Source organism: Cellvibrio polysaccharolyticus, assembly GCF_015182315.1.
GTDB lineage: Bacteria > Pseudomonadota > Gammaproteobacteria > Pseudomonadales > Cellvibrionaceae > Cellvibrio > Cellvibrio polysaccharolyticus.
On sequence record NZ_PRDL01000001.1, the window covers coordinates 672,298 to 690,906 of the forward strand.

The 18,609-nt window shown below is 50.9% G+C and carries 19 protein-coding genes and 1 riboswitch; of the genes, 12 read left to right on the forward strand and 7 right to left on the reverse strand.

Translation table 11 applies throughout. From position 1 onward, the window contains the following. Nucleotides 1-470 precede the first annotated feature (470 nt). On the reverse strand, nucleotides 471-1,589 hold the full coding sequence (locus tag C4F51_RS03055) for a glycoside hydrolase family 5 protein (RefSeq protein WP_193907039.1): 1,119 nt from the start codon (nucleotides 1,587-1,589) through the stop codon (nucleotides 471-473). A gap of 174 nt (nucleotides 1,590-1,763) precedes the next feature. On the opposite strand from C4F51_RS03055, the gene C4F51_RS03060 reads away from it, so the two are divergent. Further along, nucleotides 1,764-2,261, forward strand: coding sequence for a DUF4870 domain-containing protein (locus C4F51_RS03060; protein ID WP_193907041.1), 498 nt, complete (start codon nucleotides 1,764-1,766; stop codon nucleotides 2,259-2,261). Here C4F51_RS03060 and C4F51_RS03065 read toward each other — a convergent pair. Together C4F51_RS03065 and smpB are read right to left on the reverse strand one after the other, a co-directional pair. Continuing rightward, the gene (locus C4F51_RS03065) at nucleotides 2,258-3,073 is read right to left on the reverse strand and encodes an ion transporter (protein ID WP_193907043.1); all 816 of its coding nucleotides are present in this window, start codon (nucleotides 3,071-3,073) and stop codon (nucleotides 2,258-2,260) included. The two genes, C4F51_RS03060 and C4F51_RS03065, sit on opposite strands and share 4 nt — an antisense overlap. A 290-nt stretch (nucleotides 3,074-3,363) precedes the next feature. After that, nucleotides 3,364-3,843, reverse strand: a complete 480-nt coding sequence (smpB, locus tag C4F51_RS03070; RefSeq protein ID WP_193907048.1) for an SsrA-binding protein SmpB — start codon at nucleotides 3,841-3,843, stop codon at nucleotides 3,364-3,366. A 144-nt stretch (nucleotides 3,844-3,987) separates the two neighbouring features. Here smpB and C4F51_RS03075 point away from each other — a divergent pair, with 144 nt between their 5' ends. The 3 genes from C4F51_RS03075 to C4F51_RS03085 all read left to right on the forward strand — a co-directional run bounded on the left by C4F51_RS03075 (nucleotide 3,988) and on the right by C4F51_RS03085 (nucleotide 5,369). Beyond that, nucleotides 3,988-4,419 (forward strand): type II toxin-antitoxin system RatA family toxin, encoded by a 432-nt coding sequence (locus tag C4F51_RS03075; protein ID WP_193907049.1) that lies wholly within the window; start codon nucleotides 3,988-3,990, stop codon nucleotides 4,417-4,419. After that, nucleotides 4,412-4,759, forward strand: coding sequence for an RnfH family protein (locus C4F51_RS03080; protein WP_193907050.1), 348 nt, complete (start codon nucleotides 4,412-4,414; stop codon nucleotides 4,757-4,759). The genes C4F51_RS03075 and C4F51_RS03080 overlap by 8 nt, the downstream gene beginning before the upstream one ends. Before the next feature lie 199 nt (nucleotides 4,760-4,958). Continuing rightward, complete coding sequence (locus tag C4F51_RS03085; protein ID WP_193907051.1) at nucleotides 4,959-5,369, forward strand: response regulator; 411 nt, start codon at nucleotides 4,959-4,961, stop codon at nucleotides 5,367-5,369. On the opposite strand, the gene C4F51_RS03090 is transcribed toward C4F51_RS03085, so the two are convergent. Further along, the gene (locus tag C4F51_RS03090; protein ID WP_193907052.1) at nucleotides 5,332-6,531 is read right to left on the reverse strand and encodes an HD-GYP domain-containing protein; all 1,200 of its coding nucleotides are present in this window, start codon (nucleotides 6,529-6,531) and stop codon (nucleotides 5,332-5,334) included. The genes C4F51_RS03085 and C4F51_RS03090 overlap by 38 nt on opposite strands. Here C4F51_RS03090 and C4F51_RS18240 point away from each other — a divergent pair. Continuing rightward, nucleotides 6,530-6,664, forward strand: coding sequence for a hypothetical protein (locus C4F51_RS18240; protein WP_268905016.1), 135 nt, complete (start codon nucleotides 6,530-6,532; stop codon nucleotides 6,662-6,664). The genes C4F51_RS03090 and C4F51_RS18240 overlap by 2 nt on opposite strands. Nucleotides 6,665-6,737: 73 nt before the next feature. On the opposite strand, the gene C4F51_RS03095 is transcribed toward C4F51_RS18240, so the two are convergent. Further along, nucleotides 6,738-7,160 carry an outer membrane protein assembly factor BamE gene (locus C4F51_RS03095; RefSeq protein ID WP_193907054.1) on the reverse strand — a complete coding sequence of 141 codons (423 nt, stop codon included), beginning with the start codon at nucleotides 7,158-7,160 and terminating at the stop codon, nucleotides 6,738-6,740. Nucleotides 7,161-7,236: 76 nt separating this feature from the next. On the opposite strand from C4F51_RS03095, the gene fur reads away from it, so the two are divergent. After that, nucleotides 7,237-7,647 carry a ferric iron uptake transcriptional regulator gene (gene fur, locus C4F51_RS03100; protein ID WP_193907056.1) on the forward strand — a complete coding sequence of 137 codons (411 nt, stop codon included), beginning with the start codon at nucleotides 7,237-7,239 and terminating at the stop codon, nucleotides 7,645-7,647. A gap of 99 nt (nucleotides 7,648-7,746) precedes the next feature. On the opposite strand, the gene C4F51_RS03105 is transcribed toward fur, so the two are convergent. Next, nucleotides 7,747-9,303 (reverse strand): discoidin domain-containing protein, encoded by a 1,557-nt coding sequence (locus C4F51_RS03105; protein ID WP_193907058.1) that lies wholly within the window; start codon nucleotides 9,301-9,303, stop codon nucleotides 7,747-7,749. A gap of 731 nt (nucleotides 9,304-10,034) precedes the next feature. Continuing rightward, nucleotides 10,035-10,604, reverse strand: a complete 570-nt coding sequence (locus tag C4F51_RS03110; RefSeq protein WP_193907060.1) for a manganese efflux pump MntP — start codon at nucleotides 10,602-10,604, stop codon at nucleotides 10,035-10,037. A 2-nt stretch (nucleotides 10,605-10,606) separates the two neighbouring features. Then, nucleotides 10,607-10,779, reverse strand: a riboswitch (yybP-ykoY riboswitch). 230 nt (nucleotides 10,780-11,009) lie between these two features. On the opposite strand from C4F51_RS03110, the gene C4F51_RS03115 reads away from it, so the two are divergent. The 6 genes from C4F51_RS03115 to C4F51_RS03140 all read left to right on the forward strand — a co-directional run bounded on the left by C4F51_RS03115 (nucleotide 11,010) and on the right by C4F51_RS03140 (nucleotide 18,602). Next, complete coding sequence (locus C4F51_RS03115; protein WP_193907062.1) at nucleotides 11,010-11,975, forward strand: glycoside hydrolase family 43 protein; 966 nt, start codon at nucleotides 11,010-11,012, stop codon at nucleotides 11,973-11,975. A gap of 382 nt (nucleotides 11,976-12,357) precedes the next feature. Then, entirely contained in the window at nucleotides 12,358-14,025 is a 1,668-nt protein-coding gene (locus C4F51_RS03120) for a ribulokinase (RefSeq protein WP_193907064.1), read from the forward strand. Next, complete coding sequence (locus C4F51_RS03125; RefSeq protein WP_193907066.1) at nucleotides 14,022-14,717, forward strand: L-ribulose-5-phosphate 4-epimerase; 696 nt, start codon at nucleotides 14,022-14,024, stop codon at nucleotides 14,715-14,717. Before C4F51_RS03120 ends, C4F51_RS03125 begins: the two co-directional genes overlap by 4 nt. Nucleotides 14,718-14,794: 77 nt before the next feature. After that, entirely contained in the window at nucleotides 14,795-16,300 is a 1,506-nt protein-coding gene (gene araA / locus C4F51_RS03130) for an L-arabinose isomerase (protein WP_193907069.1), read from the forward strand. A gap of 306 nt (nucleotides 16,301-16,606) precedes the next feature. Beyond that, nucleotides 16,607-17,206 carry a beta-phosphoglucomutase family hydrolase gene (locus tag C4F51_RS03135; protein WP_193907071.1) on the forward strand — a complete coding sequence of 200 codons (600 nt, stop codon included), beginning with the start codon at nucleotides 16,607-16,609 and terminating at the stop codon, nucleotides 17,204-17,206. Between the two features lie 61 nt (nucleotides 17,207-17,267). After that, entirely contained in the window at nucleotides 17,268-18,602 is a 1,335-nt protein-coding gene (locus C4F51_RS03140) for an MFS transporter (protein ID WP_193907073.1), read from the forward strand. The last annotated feature ends 7 nt before the right edge of the window (nucleotides 18,603-18,609 follow it).

An 18,609-nucleotide genomic window follows, 5' to 3' on the forward strand; every position in this document is an offset into this window, starting at 1 on the left:
ATTGTTTTTTCCAAAAGCGCTGAATACTTCCGTGTAGCTCCATCGAGTCATCCCTGACTCGACGGTTTTGGAAAAAACAATCTAACGTCAAACTCGCACCATACCGGTATTAAGTTTGTTCGCACTATGAGGCCTCGATGAGAATTGTTGCCCCAAACCCTAAGTTGAGAATGCAATGTTGCCAGTTAACTCGGCTGATCGGAGAATGAATTTTCTGATTATCAAGACATGCACAATGCAGTTTGGCGTCGGGACTTCTATTCCAAAACCGTCGAGTCAGGGATGACTTGATGGCGCTGCATGGGTGGAGTGCGCAACAAGCAAAACATGTTTTGCGCGCACGGAACGACAATCATCTGCGATGATTGTCCGGCTCCGCTTGCGGATATTCATGCGCTTTTGGAATAGAAGTCCCGATGACAAACGAACGGAATGACATCGTTTTAAAATTCGTAAACTAACCTGGTGCTTTAACGCTTTTCCTTCGAAGCCGCTTCCTGCATCACTTTTTTAAAGAATGCCCCTTGTTCTGACGGCGTAAAATTCCAGTCATTAATCATAGTAGGCGACCACTGCGGGTCGAATACCCACGCAGTCCATGACAGTCCGTGCTGATTAATGTAATTGATAATGCGTGGCCCATAGCTGCCATCATCCTTAACCGGTACGTGGGCACCATAACCGTCCGGTTGTACCCAACCCAGCTCGGTTAAAATTAACGGATACTGTTTGCTGGCAAAACCCCACACATCATCCCACAACGCATAAAAATTCTTATCGTCAGCCACGTCCGGTTTGGCTTTTTGTGGATAAGGGTGAGACGCATAAGCAATGCCTTTGCGGTCAACCGGTGCTTTTAATAACGGGGTCAGGTCGTAAGCCCAATTGAAACCGGCCACCAGTGGAATCACTTTTTTATCAATTGCATAAATAATATCGATCATCTGTTCATTCAGCGCTTTCCATTCCGCCCATTCCTTATCGCCCCAGGGATCTTGCAAGGTAGTCGGTTCGTTGAACAGTTCGTACACCGCCGTGGTGGGCACGTTCTGGTAGCGCCAGGCGATGTCGTGCCAGAAACGGAAGGTTTCCTGAATGTCGGTGTAGTACATCGGGTGCTGGTAATTGCCGCTGGCGAGGAAACCGATGGAGTGCCAGTCAATGATTAAATAAATATCCAGTGCGTTGGCCCAGATAACGGCTTCATCAATCAGCTTTAAGTAAGCATCGCTGCCGCGTTCGCGCCAGGCGCGGGGGTGAATGGGCAGGCGGATGGTATTAACACCCCAGTCTTTCAATTCCTGAAACAGGCTTTGTTTCCACTGGCCTTCTTTTACCAGTTTGTCGGGGTCGGCGACGCTGACGCCACGAAAGGTGAAGGTCTTGCCTTGTTCATCGACAAAGCGGTTGCCCTTAACGCTGATAAAAGATTGTTTGTGGTTGAGCTGGCTGGCGTCAAAACGGCCAATTTGCTGGTATTCGGCGCGGTTGCTGGTAACCGGATCTTCTGCCTGAGCGGATGCTTGCAGGCTGCCCAGTAGCAGTAGTGCGGTGATCAGCCATTGCCAGGGCCTGGAGATTAACGTCATGATGCTGTCCTCTTGCTATTATGATGATTAGGCGATGCCGACTGAGTGTAAATTTACCGCTGCGGGGGTGCATCCGCTCTTACACTATTTAACGTCAAAGGGATGTCTGATAAAAAAGAGCATGCGCTGTGGCTGGGCCATGGCGCTGGCTAATAACCGCTAAAGGAGGTTTTTATGGATCTTAACAAGCTGGAAAAACTGCACGAGCTGCGCGAAAAAGGCGCCATTTCCGAGGAGGAGTTTGTGCAGGCGAAAGCCAAATTGCTGAATGACCAATCCGTGTTTGATGGTGTGACCAACAATCTCGACAGCAGAAATTATTCCATGCTGATGCACTTTGCGCAGTTGCTGTGCTTTGTGTTGCCGGTGTTTGGTTGGGCGGTGCCGCTGGCGATGTGGTTGATCAAAAAAGATGACGACTATGTGGATCAGCAAGGCCGCATCGTGTGTAACTGGATTCTCAGCTCATTGCTTTATACCCTTATCGGTATTGTGCTGGCGTTTGTGCTGATCGGCTTCGTGTGGTTGTTTGTGCTGTTTATTCTGTCGATTATTTTTATCATCATGGGCGGCATCCGTGCCAAGGATGGGGAAATACGCAATTACCCCATGTCGATTTCGTTTCTTACTGTGCGCCCGATTCCGGCATTACCGCGTCCCGGTAATCCTTAATCGGCTTTACGCTGTTCCAGCTTTTCTGCCATTTGACCGAGCTCTGCGCGCAGTGCGCGTACCTCGGCCAGCAATAACGCCTGCTGTTCCTGTTCTGTTTTCGGTTCTTCCTCTGGCGCGGGTTTGTTGCTGGCTTCCAGTTCGGTTTGCATGGCAGAGACCACCACGCCAATAAATAAATTCAGCGCGGTAAAGGTGCTGATCAGGATAAACGGGATGAAGAACAGCCAAGCGTAAGGGAAAACTTCCATCATCGGGCGCAAGGTGCCGGATGACCAGCTATCCAGCGTCATGATCTGGAACAGCGAGTAGACCGAGTCAATCAAGGTGCCAAACCATTGCGGGAAGGCTTCACCGAACAGCTTGGTGGCCATGACTGCGCTCACGTAAAAAATCAGCCCCAGCAGCATGACGATGGAGCCCATGCCTGGCAGGGCGCTGAGCAGTGCGCCCACCACCCGCTTTAACGACGGCACCACGGTGATCAGGCGCAGTACCCGCAAAATTCGCAAGGCTCGCAATACGGTGAGCGGGCCGGATGCCGGAATCAGGGCGATGGCGACGACGATAAAATCAAACACGTTCCAGGCATCGCGGAAAAATTTCCAGCCCCGTACATACAACTTGGCGACCAGCTCGGTACAGAACACCGTCAGTGCGGCCATATCCAGCCAGTAAAGCCAGATCCCGAAATTCGCGGCGATCGTCTTGTCGGTTTCCAGCCCCAGGGTTAAGGCATTCAGCAAAATCACCGCGAGCACAATGCGTTCGGTGCGGGGGTGGTTTAACACAGTCTCAAGCCAGGCCTTCATGGGAAGCTCCGATCGTTCAAGCGATAGTTCATGTGATTGTTTTCATGCGATAGCTTTCATACGAAAGCGCAGCGATAACGGCGGCGGATTCTAGCGGATTTATCCGGCAATCAGTGTGTTGGTGTGCCAAAAAATGGTGTCGGGTAAAGGCGGGTGGCGGGGATTTTCAGGTGCGGGTGGTGGATGGCGATCAGGCGAGGGTTGTTTAACCGCGAGCGATTTTTGCGGTACCCGATACAAAACAGCCATCGACCGGGGCGGTGATGGCTGTTGGCAGCGCAGAGAGCAACTCAGCGATGGTCTTTTTGGAACAGACGCTGCTTTTCGCGTTGCCAGTCGCGGTCTTTTTCGGCCTCGCGCTTGTCGTGTTCCTGCTTGCCCTTGGCCAGAGCAATTTCGCATTTGACCAGATGCTCTTTCCAGTACAGGCCGGTAGCCACCACGGTATAACCTTTTTGCTCCGAGGCTTCCTGCAGGCGCGTCAGCTCGCGCTGTTTCAGTAACAGCTTGCGGGTGCGAGTCGGGTCGGTCACAAAGTGGGTAGAGGCCGATTGCAGCGGTGAGATCTGTGAACCGAGCAACCAGGCTTCGCCATTTTTGAAGATCACATAGCTGTCTACCAGCTGTACCTTGCCCGCGCGCAAACTTTTTACTTCCCACCCTTGCAGCACCATGCCCGCCTCGAAACGATCGTGCAATTCGTAGTCAAAACGGGCGCGCTTGTTTTGTGCAATGGTGTTTCCGGAATTTTTTTGCTGTTTTTTGGCCATAGCGTGCAATCGGGGTAAAAAGAATAGGACGGCTATTATATCGACAAAAGCGCGGGGTTGTGTTGAATCAGTGACTTATACTGGCATGGCAATATCGTTACAATTCACGTTTGTTTATTTTTGTGGTGCGGAGTAAAAGAACCGATGCATCTTGTGCAGCGCTCGGCGCTGGTCAATTATTCGGCCAGCCAAATGTTTGATCTGGTCAATGACATTGAAGCTTATCCCCAATATATGGATGGTTGTGTCGGCGCGCGCATTTTGCGCCGGGGCGATGATTGGCTGGAAGCGCGGCTGGATCTGGGGATTGGTGGCTTCAGCCAGAGTTTTGTTACCCGCAACCAGTTGATCCCGCCGCACCGGATGACGCTGGCCCTGGTAGATGGCCCGTTTTCCCATTTCGACGGTGGCTGGACGTTTACGCCGCTCAGTGAGGATGCCTGCAAAGTGAATCTTGAGCTGCGTTTTGATCTGAAAAGCCGCTTGCTGGGGTTGGCGGCGGGTAAATTGCTGGAAACCGTAACGGGTAAACAGGTTGATGCACTCTGCGCCCGCGCCCGGGTGGTTTATGGCTGATTTTGATCTTATTGCCGTCGAGGTTGCCTATGCGCTGCCACACCGGCAAAAAATTATACCGCTGCTGGTGAAGCCCGGCACCACCGCGCTGGAAGCTGTGGTGCAGTCGGGTATTACTGCTGCGTTTCCCGAGATCAATCCCGACGCTGCCAAAATGGGTATTTTTGGCCAGAGCCTCGGGGTTAAAGGTCTTGCTGCTCCGAATGCCTATCAATTGAATGCCGGTGACCGGGTAGAGATTTACCGTCCGCTTACCGCCGATCCTATGGAAACCCGCCGTCGCCGTGCAGAAAAAGCACGAGACGACAATATTTCACCCGCTGCCGATTCTTCCCTCTAAAAACCCCCCTTGTTTTCCATTTTTTACTATATTTTTCGGAGTGCACCGCTGGTGTGCTATGCCGCGCCGGAATTTTGTAAAGAGGGAAACTTCCTGTTGTATTGCTGACTCAACCTTAAAGAGACACCAAATAAGTACATTATTTGATCGTTCTTTTCAGGTCACACAGGGGTTAATGATTGATGACGAGGTGAATATCATGACATTGCAACGTATTTTGTATCTGGAAAATGATCCAGCCGTGAGGGGCATAACCGCGATGATTCTCGAATCGCTGAACGGTTTAACGCTGGAAACCTGCGATTCGCTGATGGATCTGGCGCGCAAGGTAAAATCTTTTCGCCCCGACGTGATCCTGCTGGACAGCTTGCTGCCAGGCATGGAGAGCGTAGAAACGCTGGTGGATTTGTGCGATATCGATGCGGAGGATGGCACACCGCTGATTATTGTTGCGGCCACCGAGCGCTGTGGCGACTCAGACCATTGGCAGCATATTGGCGCTCAGGGGGTAATCCCCAAACCTTTTGACCCGTTTACCCTGGCAGAGAGCTTGCGGACCGTGTGCCATGGGGTCAGCTGTGGTTCATCCACAAGTCTTCGAGCCGTTTGAAGCCCCAGGTTTCGGGGTTCTCACGGGAGATGATTTTGTCATTGACCAGCGTCCGCGACAAATCCAGCGTCTCCCGTGCAATGGGAATATTGGAGCCGGTGGAAAAAAACACCATCACTTTCGGGGTGAGTAGCGACTGCGGATGCTGCTCTATAACCACCGCGAGGCGACCGCTGGCCAGACGTACCAGCGAGCCGGTTGGGTAAATGCCAATCGTTTTTACAAAGGCCTGAAACAGGCTTTTATCCAGGTGACCATTGCACCATTCAGCCATCTTGCGGATGGCTTCTGCCGGTTGCCATCCCTTCTTGTAAGCCCGATCCGACGTTATTGCATCGTAAATATCGCAAATAGCGCCCATTCTTGCGTACAAGGTGATTTGCTCACCACGCAGCCCTTTCGGGTAGCCGGTGCCATCAATTCTTTCATGGTGGTGCAGGCACACATCCAGCACCAGATTGGTAACCTGCCGGCTTTCCTTCAGCAGTTTGGTGCCGATCGCCGGGTGCTTTTTGATAATGTCGAATTCTTCATCGGTGAGTTTGCCGGGCTTGTTAAGAATACTCAGCGGAATGCCTACCTTGCCAAGGTCATGAAACAACCCGGCAATGCCCAATTGGTGCACCAGCTCAGGCTCCAGATGTAACTGCCGGGCCAGCGCCATCATCAGTGCGCACACAGCTACCGAATGCAACCAGGTGTAATCATCGGCACTTTTTAAACGCACCAGGCTGATAAACGCATGGGGGTGGCGGCTGATGGAGGCGGCAATATCTTCTACCAGCGCCTGGGCTTCGGCGGTTTCAATGGTTTTACCCATCCGCACATCGTCAAAAAGGTGGGCAATTGCCTCTTTGGCGCGGGCTTTAATGCGCATCGCGCGTTCCGATTCATCAGCAAGGGAGAGTGGCGGTGGCGGGGTGACAGTTTCTTTGGCGGGTGGGGCGGCGGGCGTGTCTTCGACGGTTTCAATCGCGACATCGAGTCCCTTATCGGTATCGATGATGATTTCCTGCACGCCACCGTCGCAGAGACGCTGCAGCAGCTCAGGGCTGTCGAGAAGAAAGCGGGTTTTCCAGAAGGAGTGCTCCAGCCACGAGCCACACAGCTCATGAACGAACATGCCCACTCTGGCTTCCTGCAGCGCAATACGTTTTAACATGTCCCAACAGCTTCCCGACGACCACAAACAACAGGCAATCGCCATTCTTAGAGTTATGCAGCCAAATACCGGCTTGATGACCATGCCGGAGCCGCTGCTCTACTATAACAGCGGGTTTCCGGAACGGGTATAACAGGATCTTTCAACACAGTAGCGGGAGGTCGGTGATGGCAGCCAACCCGCGAAGGTGTTGGCTGCCACTCGGATTACTCGACGTCGGGTACCGGAATTTCTTCGGTATTGGTGGGTAATGGCGAGTCCTGACCCTGGCCGCTGTCACTGAGAGGTTTCGGTGCCGGCACATGGTCGCCTTCCCAGCGAACCAGTTTGTCGCCTTCAAACCAGGTGGTGAAGAGATATTTGCTTAAAGTGCCATCAGAGCCGCGGCGCAAGCTATAGTAATAATCCCAGCGATCATCATTGAAGGTGTCTGGCAGCAAGGTATTACCCAGTACAAAGCGCACCTGACGTTTGGTTTGGCCCAACTGCAGTTGTGAGACCATCTCCTCGGTAATGATGTGACCTTGTTGGATATTAATTTTGTGGACGCCCGGAAACCGGAAATTGGAACAACCGGCAAGACTGGCAACGAGAATGCTGACCAGCAAATAACGACTGGCTAATTTCATATTAGGGCTTCCACTTGGCAAAAGAATGGCGATAATACCCGATCAACGGGAATACTGAGAAGGTTTTGGGGGAAATATGGCAGATGAGAACCAGGAACTGCGTAAGGTGGGTTTGAAAGTAACCTTGCCGCGCGTCAAGATTTTGCAAATGCTGGAATCCGCTGAGCAACATCACATGAGCGCAGAAGACGTTTACAAAGCGCTGATGGAACAGGGCGATGATGTCGGATTGGCTACGGTTTACCGGGTGTTGACCCAGTTTGAAACCGCCGGTCTGGTGGTTCGTCATAATTTCGATGGTGGTCACTCTGTATTTGAAATTGCCCGTGGTGATCACCACGACCATATGGTGTGCGTAGACACTGGCGAAGTCATAGAGTTTCACAATGATGAAATTGAACAGCTGCAAAAGAAAATTGCAGAAGACCATGGTTATCAATTAACCGGTCACAGCCTGGTGCTTTACGTGCGTCCTCGCGGTAAATAACACCTCGCAGTACAAAAAAACCGCCCCTCTCACGACGGGCGGTTTTTTTGTTTCTGTGTTTTGCCGGTTTGCAGTTCTTTGCGCTTTTCGGCCGGTCGCTTAAGGTTCGATAGAGACGAACAGGCTGTACAGACCGCGTTTGTCGAAGGTGGCGATATCGTACAGATAAGCACTGCTGTTCTGGCCGATGTTGATCTGATTACGGCCCGGGTCGGTAATCACGATGCTTTTCACTACTTTGCCATCCAGATCCTTGAGGCGAATTTCGTAACCGCCAATTTCATCGCTCGCCAGGAAGTCACCATTCTCACGTGCATCCGGTTGATTCCAGCTCAGGGTCAGCTGTTGGGTGCTGTCGATTTTTGCAGCCAGTGTATCCAGTTGGGTGCACACACCACTTTGAGTACAGCCTGACAATTTGTACTGGTAAGCCTTATCGCTGATCACCTGGTAATCGGTGAAGCTGCGATCAGTTGCGGCGATATCAGCGATACGAACACCATCGCGGTACAGCTGGTAGTAAGCGACGTTGGCCGGTACTTGTACATTGCTCCAGGACAATTCAATACGGTCTTCAAAGGCGTCGTAAACAGCGTTTGGAGCCGGTGCAACTGCGGGTGGTTCGGCAACGACCGGCGGCTTGCTGGCAGCGCTTGAACTGGAGCTGGAACTTGAACTGCTGCTGCCGGAAGTTTCTGCGTAGAAAGCATCCAGTGTACGGCTTGCTACCGGGTAACCAATGGCTTCAATTTCGAACAGAGAGAAGCCGTAACGGGTGAAGCGTGTGATGCACAGGATACGCAGGTAACGGCCGCCGTGGTTGATAGACACTTCATCTACACCGCCATCGCTGTTTTGTTCGTGGTGAGCGTCTTTCCAGATTTGACCGTCACGTGAAAACTGAATGCGATATTGTTTTGCGTAAGAATTTTGCCAATGCAATTTAACTTTCTGAATACGGTGAGTAGTGCCCATGTCTACCACAATCCACTGATTATCGGCAAAGCTGCTGGCCCAGCGAGACTTGGCATCACCGTCCACCGCGAAGCTGCCTTGCAGTGTTGCATTTTCATTGCTTGAGGTAGTGACCGGTGCATTCAAGGCGCGGTTAGCGGCTACTTGTGGCAAATCTCCGTAGACCGCAAATTCAAACAGGGAAAAACCGTAGCGGGTAAAACGCTTCAAACCCATCATGCGCACGTAGCGACCTTCGCCAGCCACTGTTAAATCTTCAACACCTCCGGTGCCGTTTTGCTGGCTGTGGATGGTGGTCCAGTTGATGTTATCTACCGAGGTTTGAATCAGGTATTCGCGGCCATAAGAATTTTGCCATTGCAATTTAATACCGGAGATCAGGTAGGTTGCACCCAGGTCAACGGCAATCCATTGATTGTCAGCGAAAGAGCTTGACCAGCGGCTGGTGGCATTGCCATCAAAAGCACTGCTGGCTGACAAAGCCGCGGTTTCATTACTGGAAGAGAAAGCCGGTTTGTTCAGGGCAATATTTTCCTCTGCGATTACCGCGTGTGCTTGCAGCGCCAGCGCACAAAGGCAGAGTTTCAGAATACTGGAAGTTACAAATTTACCCGGCATGATGCGAGCAAAAAAATGGGTGACCAGGTCAGACAAAGATACAGCGCAAGCGGATGAATTCATTAAAGCGCGCATATAAAGCCTCGAAGAAAAAATCAAACCAGTGGAAGCACGTTGTATTTCGTTCTGTCATGCCGGGTGCATGAAGGCGGTGATTTTTTCTCTTCTGCTTTGCAGCGTTGCTGATCGTTAACTGGCGACATTCCTGTTGAAAACGTGATAAAAAAATCTTCAACCCTTGCCAGAACTTCCCGCATGAAAAAACCGTGTTGGCCGTCATGTAGGGCGGATTATGGGAAAGGATTTTTTATCGTCAATCGGGGGTGTTTTTCAAAAAAAGCAGTGATCAAAAAATTCTGCTTTGACAAAATTAATGGATTGTGGTGAGTGGTTTTGGTGGGTTGAAAGGGAATTTTTTATGCGATTTTTTTGCTTATTTTTTTTAAAAAAACTATCCCGGAATAAGGGAGGCGTTATCACGACAAATTGTCGCCAATTCGATGAAAAAACAAACGCTTTGGACGATAAGGGCGACTCGAGCGGAAAAAGGGCAGTTTTGGCTTAAAAACGTTATATATCCATTGGTGATTATAAGGAAAATGGAAATAACCATTACCGGATATAACACGGCCTCTTTTTTATAAGCGATTTTTTATAAGAAATAGTTAGAAGCGAGGTGGGGTTATATGAAAATAACTTTATTAGATCATTTTTGTCAAAAATGGCCACAACTAGACCAAAATAATCCAAAAAGGCTATAAAAAAGTTGGCGGTCTTGTCGCCATTTTCTTCTTTCAGGGCGTTTCGGCGAGATGCTGAAATAAAATGAAGTTTCCAATCACAATAAGAATGACGCCTCCGATCACCTCGGCGCGCTGGCCTACGAGTTGTCCCAGCACCCGCCCGAGCATCACACCCAGAGTCACCATCAACAGCGTGGCACAACCAATGGCCACCGCAGCGACCAGGATATTCACATCGACAAAGGCGAAACTGACACCCACCGCCATGGCATCAATGCTGGTGGCAAAGGCAGCCAGTGACAACATGGGTAAGGTTGGTGGTGTGAGGGACGGTTGTTCATCCTTATCGGCACGGCACCCGGCATAGACCATGCGCAGGCCGAGAATCATCAGCAAACCGAAAGCAATCCAGTGATCCCATTCCGAAATGGCGCGCGAAGCTACAGAACCCAATAACCAGCCTATGACCGGCGTGAGTGCTTCAATAGCGCCAAAAATCAGCCCGATGCGGATAGCTTGCGGAAGTGTAGGGCGAGCCATGGCTACGCCTTTGCTAATCGCCACGGCAAAGGCATCGGTGGACATGGCAAAGGCAATCAGCAGGATGGAAAAGAGGTTCATGAGCGTGTCCGGGTCAGGCATCTACCACGACGCCTTCATGCGCCTGACCTCACTGCATGAATACGTCTATGGTCTCGCCAGCCGGAACGGCAGTACGCGCCACGGCCATGAGGGCCGAGAATGTTGACGCGCACACTTTCTCTATAAGAAGGAAAGCAGACTACTCCCCAAAGGGATGCAAATGATACGAAGTCGGCGCGGTAACTGCCAGCACCCGTGAGCAAAAAGTCAGAGAAGAGAAATCCGTGTTATGAGGGATAAGCCAATTTGTCGGACTATTGCATGGGCGGGCTAACGATTATTTACCTTTTTTCCGCAGATTCAGCTTGTCTACCTTCGAATTATTCGTATATTGTAATACAATATTATCGATCAATAATCATAAAGATTCAGGATTGGCCTTCTATGCTCGCTTCATATTCCAGGTTCTTATCGCGGTTTTCACTGGCCGGTCTGTTGATGACCAGCCTGGCTGCCAGTGCCGGCAACCCTTTATTTAAAGATGTATTGACGGCTGACCCGGCGGCGATGGTTCATGACGGTACCGTCTATTTATACACCGGCCACGACGAAGCGAAAGACAACACCACCTTTTATGAAATGCACAAATGGCTGGTGTTTTCCTCTACCGACATGGTGACCTGGAAAGAGCATGGCCCGAAACTGCACGTTAAAGATTTTGCCTGGGCCAAAGGTGACGCCTGGGCCGCGCATGTGGTGGAGAAAGGCGGCAAATTTTACTGGTATGTGACGGTGCGTCACGCCACCATCAATGGTTTCTCTATTGGTGTGGCGGTGGCCGACAGCCCGCTGGGGCCTTTCAAGGATGCGCTGGGCAAGGCGTTGATCACCAACGACATGACCACCAAAACGGAAATTGATTGGGACGACCTGGACCCGGCCGCTTTTGTCGATGATGACGGCCAGGCCTATTTGTTCTGGGGTAATACCCGTCCTTATTACGCCAAACTGAAAGACAATATGATTGAGCTGGACGGCCCGATTATCGATATCGAAGGCTTGCCCAACTTCACGGAAGCTATTTATGTGCACAAGCACGGCGACTGGTACTACCTGACTTACGCCTCCGGCTTCCCGGAAAAAATTTCTTACGCGATGAGTAAAAGCGTGACCGGCCCCTGGCAGCCCAAGGGCATCCTGAACGAGCTGGCGGGTAACTCCAATACCAACCACCAGTCGGTTATTGAGTTTAAAGGTCGTTCTTTCTTTATTTATCACAATGGTTCGCATATTCCGGACGGTGGCAGTTTCCGTCGTTCGGTGAACATTGATGAGCTGTTCTACAACCCGGATGGCACCATCCAGCGCGTGATCATGACTACCGAAGGTATTACCGAGCCGGTGCGTTGATTGCCTGAATTGGTTTTTCGTTTTACCCGTTAGTGTTTTGTTAGTTGGTGTTTTGTAGTCGGAATATTTCCGCTACATGTCCGCTTCGCGGCCAGTGTTTTGCACTGGCCGCTTTTTTATGGGCGAACAATCGTGCGGTAATGTTTTCAATAGATGAACAACGGCTGCTAATGGGTTAGCTTCACGGGGTGAGGGATAATGACCGCGCCTGCAGAGAGGGAAAGACGCAGGATAATTTGATGTTGGTCGATGTGAACAGATTGACAAGTCTGCTTACACTTGAATAATATTATCATACAATATAATCACGCTGCTGAGCTTGCAGGCCATTACCTCATTCAGGCCTGACACGCAGTGAGTAACTTCTTCTAACGGTGAATATATGACGTCCTACGCCCTGGGTCTGGATTACGGTTCAGATTCTGTTCGAGCTCTCCTTGTTGATGCCCTGACCGGTGCCGAAGTGGCCACCAATGTGGTCTATTACCCGCGTTGGAAAAAAGGCCTGTTCTGCGTGCCGGCCAAAGACCAGTTTCGTCAGCATCCTCTGGACTATCTCGAAAGCCTCACTGCTGTGGTGCAGGGGCTGTGGGCTACTGCGCCTGCCGGTGCCGCCAGCAAGATTGTCGGTGTCAGTTTTGACACCACCGGTTCCACCCCGGTTGCGGTAGATAAAGACGGTGTAGCGCTGGCCTTGAAGCCGGAATTTGCCGACAACCCCAATGCGATGTTTGTGTTGTGGAAAGACCACACCGCCATCCGCGAAGCCCAGGAAATTACCGCCGCCGCTAACCAGGCTTCGACCAATTACCTGAAATACGAAGGCGGTATTTATTCGTCTGAATGGTACTGGGCGAAAGCGCTGCATGTATTGCGTGCTGACGAAGCGGTACGCAAGGCGGCCTGGTACTGGGTTGAACACGCAGACTGGATGTCGGCGGTACTGACCGATACCACCCACCCTGAAAAATTGCGCATGGGTCGCTGCGCTACCGGCCATAAAGTCATGTGGCATGAAAGCTGGAACGGCTATCCGCCCAATGCATTTTTTACGTCTATTGATCCGCTGCTCGACGGCTTGCGTGATCGCTTGCCTGCGGAAACCTTTACTTCGGATCAATCTGCCGGTGCCTTGACCGCAGAGTGGGCAGAAAAACTTGGTTTACCGGTCGGTATTCCGGTGGGTTTCAGTGCTTTCGATTGCCACATGGGCGCTGTTGCCGCCAATGTAAAAGAAGGCGTGCTGACCAAAATCATGGGCACGTCTACCTGTGACATTACCGTGGCCAGTTACGAAGCCATTGGTGACAAATGTATTCGCGGGATCTGTGGTCAGGTAGACGGCTCGGTAATGCCGGGTTTGATTGGCCTTGAAGCCGGGCAATCTGCGTTTGGCGATCTCTATGCCTGGTTCCGTAATCTGGTGAACTGGCCGGTGCAGAACCTGCTGCAAACATCCACGCTGCTGGACGACAACACCCGCGAACAATTAATTCGCGAACTGGAAGATAAAACCCTCGCGGCGTTGGGCAATGCTGCCAGCAAGCTGGCTCCGGGTGCTACCGGCATCACCGCGCTGGATTGGGTAAACGGCCGCCGCACACCGGATGCCGACCAGACTGTCAGCATGGCCATTACCGGCTTGAAAATGGGCAGCCATGCACCGGAAATATTCCGCGCCCTGGTCGAAGCGACTGCCTTTGGCGCGCGCGCCATTATTGAGCGCTTTAAAGAAGAAGGCGTAGCGATTGATTCCGTGGTGGTCATCGGTGGCATCTCCAAAAAATCCGACTTTGTTATGCAAGTGTGTGCGGATGTCTGGAACTGCAAAATTGATGTTCTGGAAAGTGAACAAAGCTGTGCGCTGGGCGCGGCGATTTTTGCAGCCACTATTGGTGGCGTGTACCCCGATGTTGCCAGCGCGCAAAAAGTGATGGCCTCACCGGTGAGCAAAAGCTATTTGCCAAACGCCGATGCAGCCGTTGTTTATGACCGCTTGTATCAAAATTATTTAGCGTTGGGCGCTTACGTCAACGGAGACGCCAAATGAGTTATGTTGAGCTGAAACGTGAAGTTTACGAAGCCAATATGGAATTACAGCACCGCAATCTGGTGCTGTATACCTGGGGCAACGTATCGCAAATTGATCGGGCTCGCGGTGTGGTTGCGATTAAACCCAGTGGCGTGGCTTACGAAAAATTAAAGCCCGAGGATATTGTTATTGTTGATCTCGACAACAATATTATCGAGGGCTCCATGCGCCCCTCGTCGGATACCAAAACCCATACCTGGTTGTACCGCCATTTTGATTCCATTGGCGGTGTTACGCACACCCATTCAACCTACGCGACGGCCTGGGCACAAACACAACAGGCGATTCCCTGTTATGGCACCACCCATGCCGATTACGCCTACGGTGAAATTCCCTGTACCGCGGTGATGAGCGATGAGCAAATCGAACGCGATTACGAAGAGGAAACCGGTGCGCAAATTACCGATTGTTTCAAAGACAAGAATCCGCAAGAAGTCCCCATGGTTATTGTCGCGGGTCACGCGCCTTTCACCTGGGGGAAAAATGCATCGGACTCGGTTTACCACGCCGTTATTCTGGAAGAAATTGCACGCATGGCGTATTTGACTCGCACCCTGCGTCAGGATATCGGTCCTTTAAAGCAGGAAATTGTTGATAAACATTACCTGCGTAAACACGGCAAAAACGCCTATTACGGGCAAAGTAAATAGGCGGCGGTCATTGCTATGGCAGCCGGCTATTGCAAATTCGATAACGCACAGAATTGAACCTTCGAGGTACAGCAAGCATGAAAGTATACGGTGAAAAAGCAGTCTGGTTTGTAACAGGTTCCCAGGAATTGTACGGCCCCGAAGTCTTGAAGCAGGTGGCGGCCAACAGTGAAAAGATTGCTGCCGGTTTGCAAGCCTCGGAGAAAATTTCCATTAACGTGGTGGTGAAGTCCACCGTTAAATCGGCGAAAGAAATTCTGGATGTTTGTCTGGCTGCCAACAGCGATGACAACTGTGTGGGTCTGGTTTTCTGGATGCACACCTTCTCGCCAGCGAAAATGTGGATTGCCGGCCTCAAGGCATTGAACAAGCCTTACATGCATTTGCACACCCAGTTCAATGCCGAGTTGCCCTGGTCCAGCATTGACATGAACTTTATGAACCTCAACCAGAGTGCTCACGGTGACCGCGAGTTTGGTTACATCGGCACCCGTATGCGTCAGGACCGTAAAGTCATCGTAGGCCATTGGGAAAACCCGGCTATTCAGCAGCAAATTGACAGCTGGTGCCGTGTGGCCATGGGCTGGCATGAATCACGTAATCTGCGTGTGGCTCGCTTTGGTGACAACATGCGTTATGTAGCCGTGACCGAAGGCGATAAAGTGTCTGCACAAATTCAATTCGGTTTTGAAGTGCACGGTTTTGGCCTGGGTGACTTGACCGCCGTAGTCGACACCATTACTGACGAACAAATTGCTGCGCAAATTGATGTGTACCGCAAGGAATACGATATTGCCGACAGCTTACTGAACGATGAACACCAATTTGCCATGTTAAAAAATGAAGCGCGCCTGGAGCTGGGCATGCTGAAATTTTTGCAAGAAGGCAACTTCGGTGCGTTTACCAACACCTTTGAAAACCTCACCGGTTTGACCAACCTGCCAGGTTTGGCAACCCAGCGTTTGATGCAGCAGGGTTACGGTTACGGTGGTGAAGGCGATTGGAAAACCTCTGCACTGACGCGTATTTTCAAAGTGATTGCCAAAGGCCGTGAAGGCGGTACTTCCTTTATGGAAGATTACACCTATCACTTCGGTGCCAACGCCAATCAGGTGCTGGGCGCCCACATGCTGGAAATTTGCCCGACCATTGCTGACAGCAAGCCGAAAGTGGAAGTGCATCTGCACACCATCGGTTGCCGTTGTGATGTGGCCCGTTTGATTTTTACCGGCAAATCCGGCCCGGCTATTAATATTTCTGCTGTCGATCTGGGCACCCGTTTCCGTTTGCTGATTAACGAAGTGGATACCGAAACTCCACCGCAAGAACTGCCTCGCTTGCCAGTTGCCAAAGCCTTGTGGACGCCGCGTCCGAGCCTTGAAGTGGCAGCCGCTTCCTGGATTCTGGGTGGTGGTGCGCACCACACCGTTTATTCGCAAGCAATTTCCACTCAGGAAGCGATTGATTTCGCCGAGATGGCCGGTGTTGAAGCTTTTGTTATTGATGCGGACACCAGCGTGCGCTCTGCCAAAAACGAACTGCGCCAGAACGCGGCTTATTACCACCTGACCAACGGTTTGTAATCGATGTTTTTTTAATACATCGTTTTATCACAACGTGAGTTTGGCGTCAGGAGCTTCGTTCCAAAACTGTCGAGTCATGGATGACTCGTCAGAGCTACATGGATGTATTTATGCGTTTTTGGAACGAAGCTACTGATGACGAACGGACAAAGTGGCACTTGCGGACGTATGAGTGTTACTTGAACAAAGGTTGCACTGTGTCGGCGAGAAGTTCTTCAGTGTTGGTTCTTATAAAACAAAGATTCTATTGAGTCATTTCTGCTTTATGTTTTAATCAGCCTTTTTCGGCAAAAGGCAGAAGTAGTTATGTACGACCAATACGAAGCGCTGATTTTTGATATGGACGGAACCCTGGTTGACAGTGGTCAACTGCATGAATTTGCATGGACAGCAACCTTGACCCGTTACGAATTACCGATTGACCGCGCTTACATGCGCTCACTGGCCGGCGTACCCACCAAAGGCACATTGGAACTGGTGATGCAGCGTTTCGACTGCTTGCCCTGTGCAAGCCTCGATGAAATGAACGATTTCAAGGAAAACTGGGTGCACGAAAATATGCACCGGTTTGTGCGCCCCACAGCGCTGGCCGAGGTAGTAAAGCAATATCACGGTAAACGCCCAATGGCCGTTGGCACCGGCGCTTACACGGAAGAAGCCACGCGTATTTTAACTCTGTGCGGGCTGGCTTCTTACATGGACGTTATTGTGGGTGCTGATCAGGTGAAAAATCCCAAACCGGCCCCGGATACCTTTTTATATTGTGCGCAGCGTATGGGAGCCAACCCGGCGCGCTGTATTGTTTTTGAAGATGCGCCCCTTGGCCTGTTGGCGGCGGAACGTGCCGGCATTCCCGCCATTGATGTGCATCAGGTGTTGAATATTAGTAACGACTATTTTTTGTAACTGACGGCGCGAAAGCGCCGTTTTTACAAAAATAACAATAATGATCAACCAGGTAACCATAATGAATAACCAGAAATTATCGGTGGTAGAAAAAGTCGGCTTTGGTGCCGGCGACATGGCGATCAATATCATGATTGCCGCCATGTTTTACTTTATGCAGTATTTCTATACCGATATTTTCGGTTTGAAACCGGCGCACGTCGGTACGCTGTTTCTGGTTGCCCGGTTACTGGATGCCATCACCGATCCGGTGATGGGTTTGATCACCGATAAAGTGAAATTTCGCGGTGGTCGCTTCCGCCCCTGGTTTGCTTACATGGCAATTCCTTACGGCTTCGCGGTGTTCTTATTGTTTACCACACCGGATTTTTCCTACAACGCCAAACTGGTATGGGCGTATGTTACCTACCTGTTTGCGATGCTGATGTTTACCGGTATTGCGATTCCCTATATCTCCTACATCGGCGTGCTTACCTCTGATCCGCAAGAGCGCTTGTCTGCCAACGGCTACCGGATGTTTTTTGCCAAAATAGCCAACGTTGCCATTATTGCTTCCATTCCTACGCTGGCGGCCCTGTGGGGCGACGGTAATCCGGGCAAGGGTTATCAATTGGCGATGGGCTTTATGGCGTTTATTGGTGTGTTGCTGTTGTACTTTTGCTATTTCTCCACCCATGAACGCGTTGAGCATCAGGTGGATAAAAAACCTTTGTCGGTGCAGTTCCAGTTATTAATGAAAAATGATCAATGGCTGGTGCTCTGCGCGTGTTGTGTGCTGGGTACGCTGGGTTACGCGTTGCGTGGCAGCGTGGCTTTTTATTACGCCATTTATTATCTCGGCGGTACTGAATCGCTCGCCGCCAGTTTTACCAGCGCCGGTATTGCGGCGTCCATTGTTTCGATGGTGGCATCTACCTGGATTACCAAACGTTTTTGTAAGGTCAATTTATTCCGCTGGTCGCAGTTGCTGGTGGGCGTGCTCAGCGTGTTGATGTTTTTTGCGGTTGAGCCTGGCAATATTTTCCTCGCCTTCGCTATTTATATTCTGTTGTCTTTTGTGGTGGATTTGCATGCGCCGATTTTCTGGTCTGCTATTGCTGAAGCTGTGGACTACGGTGAAGTGAAAAATGGCAAACGTGTTTCCGGTTTGGCTTTCGGTGGTATTTCTTTTTGCCAGAAAGCCGGGGCCGGCCTGGCCGGTTTTATCACCGGTATGTTGTTAACCTGGTTTGGTTATCAGGCCGGTGAAAATCAAACGGAACTGGCGCTTACCGGTATTGCATTAATGCTGACCATTATTCCCGGTTTCTTCCACGCGCTGATGGGGCTGGTGATGTTCAAGTACCGCATTACCGACAAGTTTTACCACGACATGCAGGCGAAAAAAGTGGTGTAGCCACTAC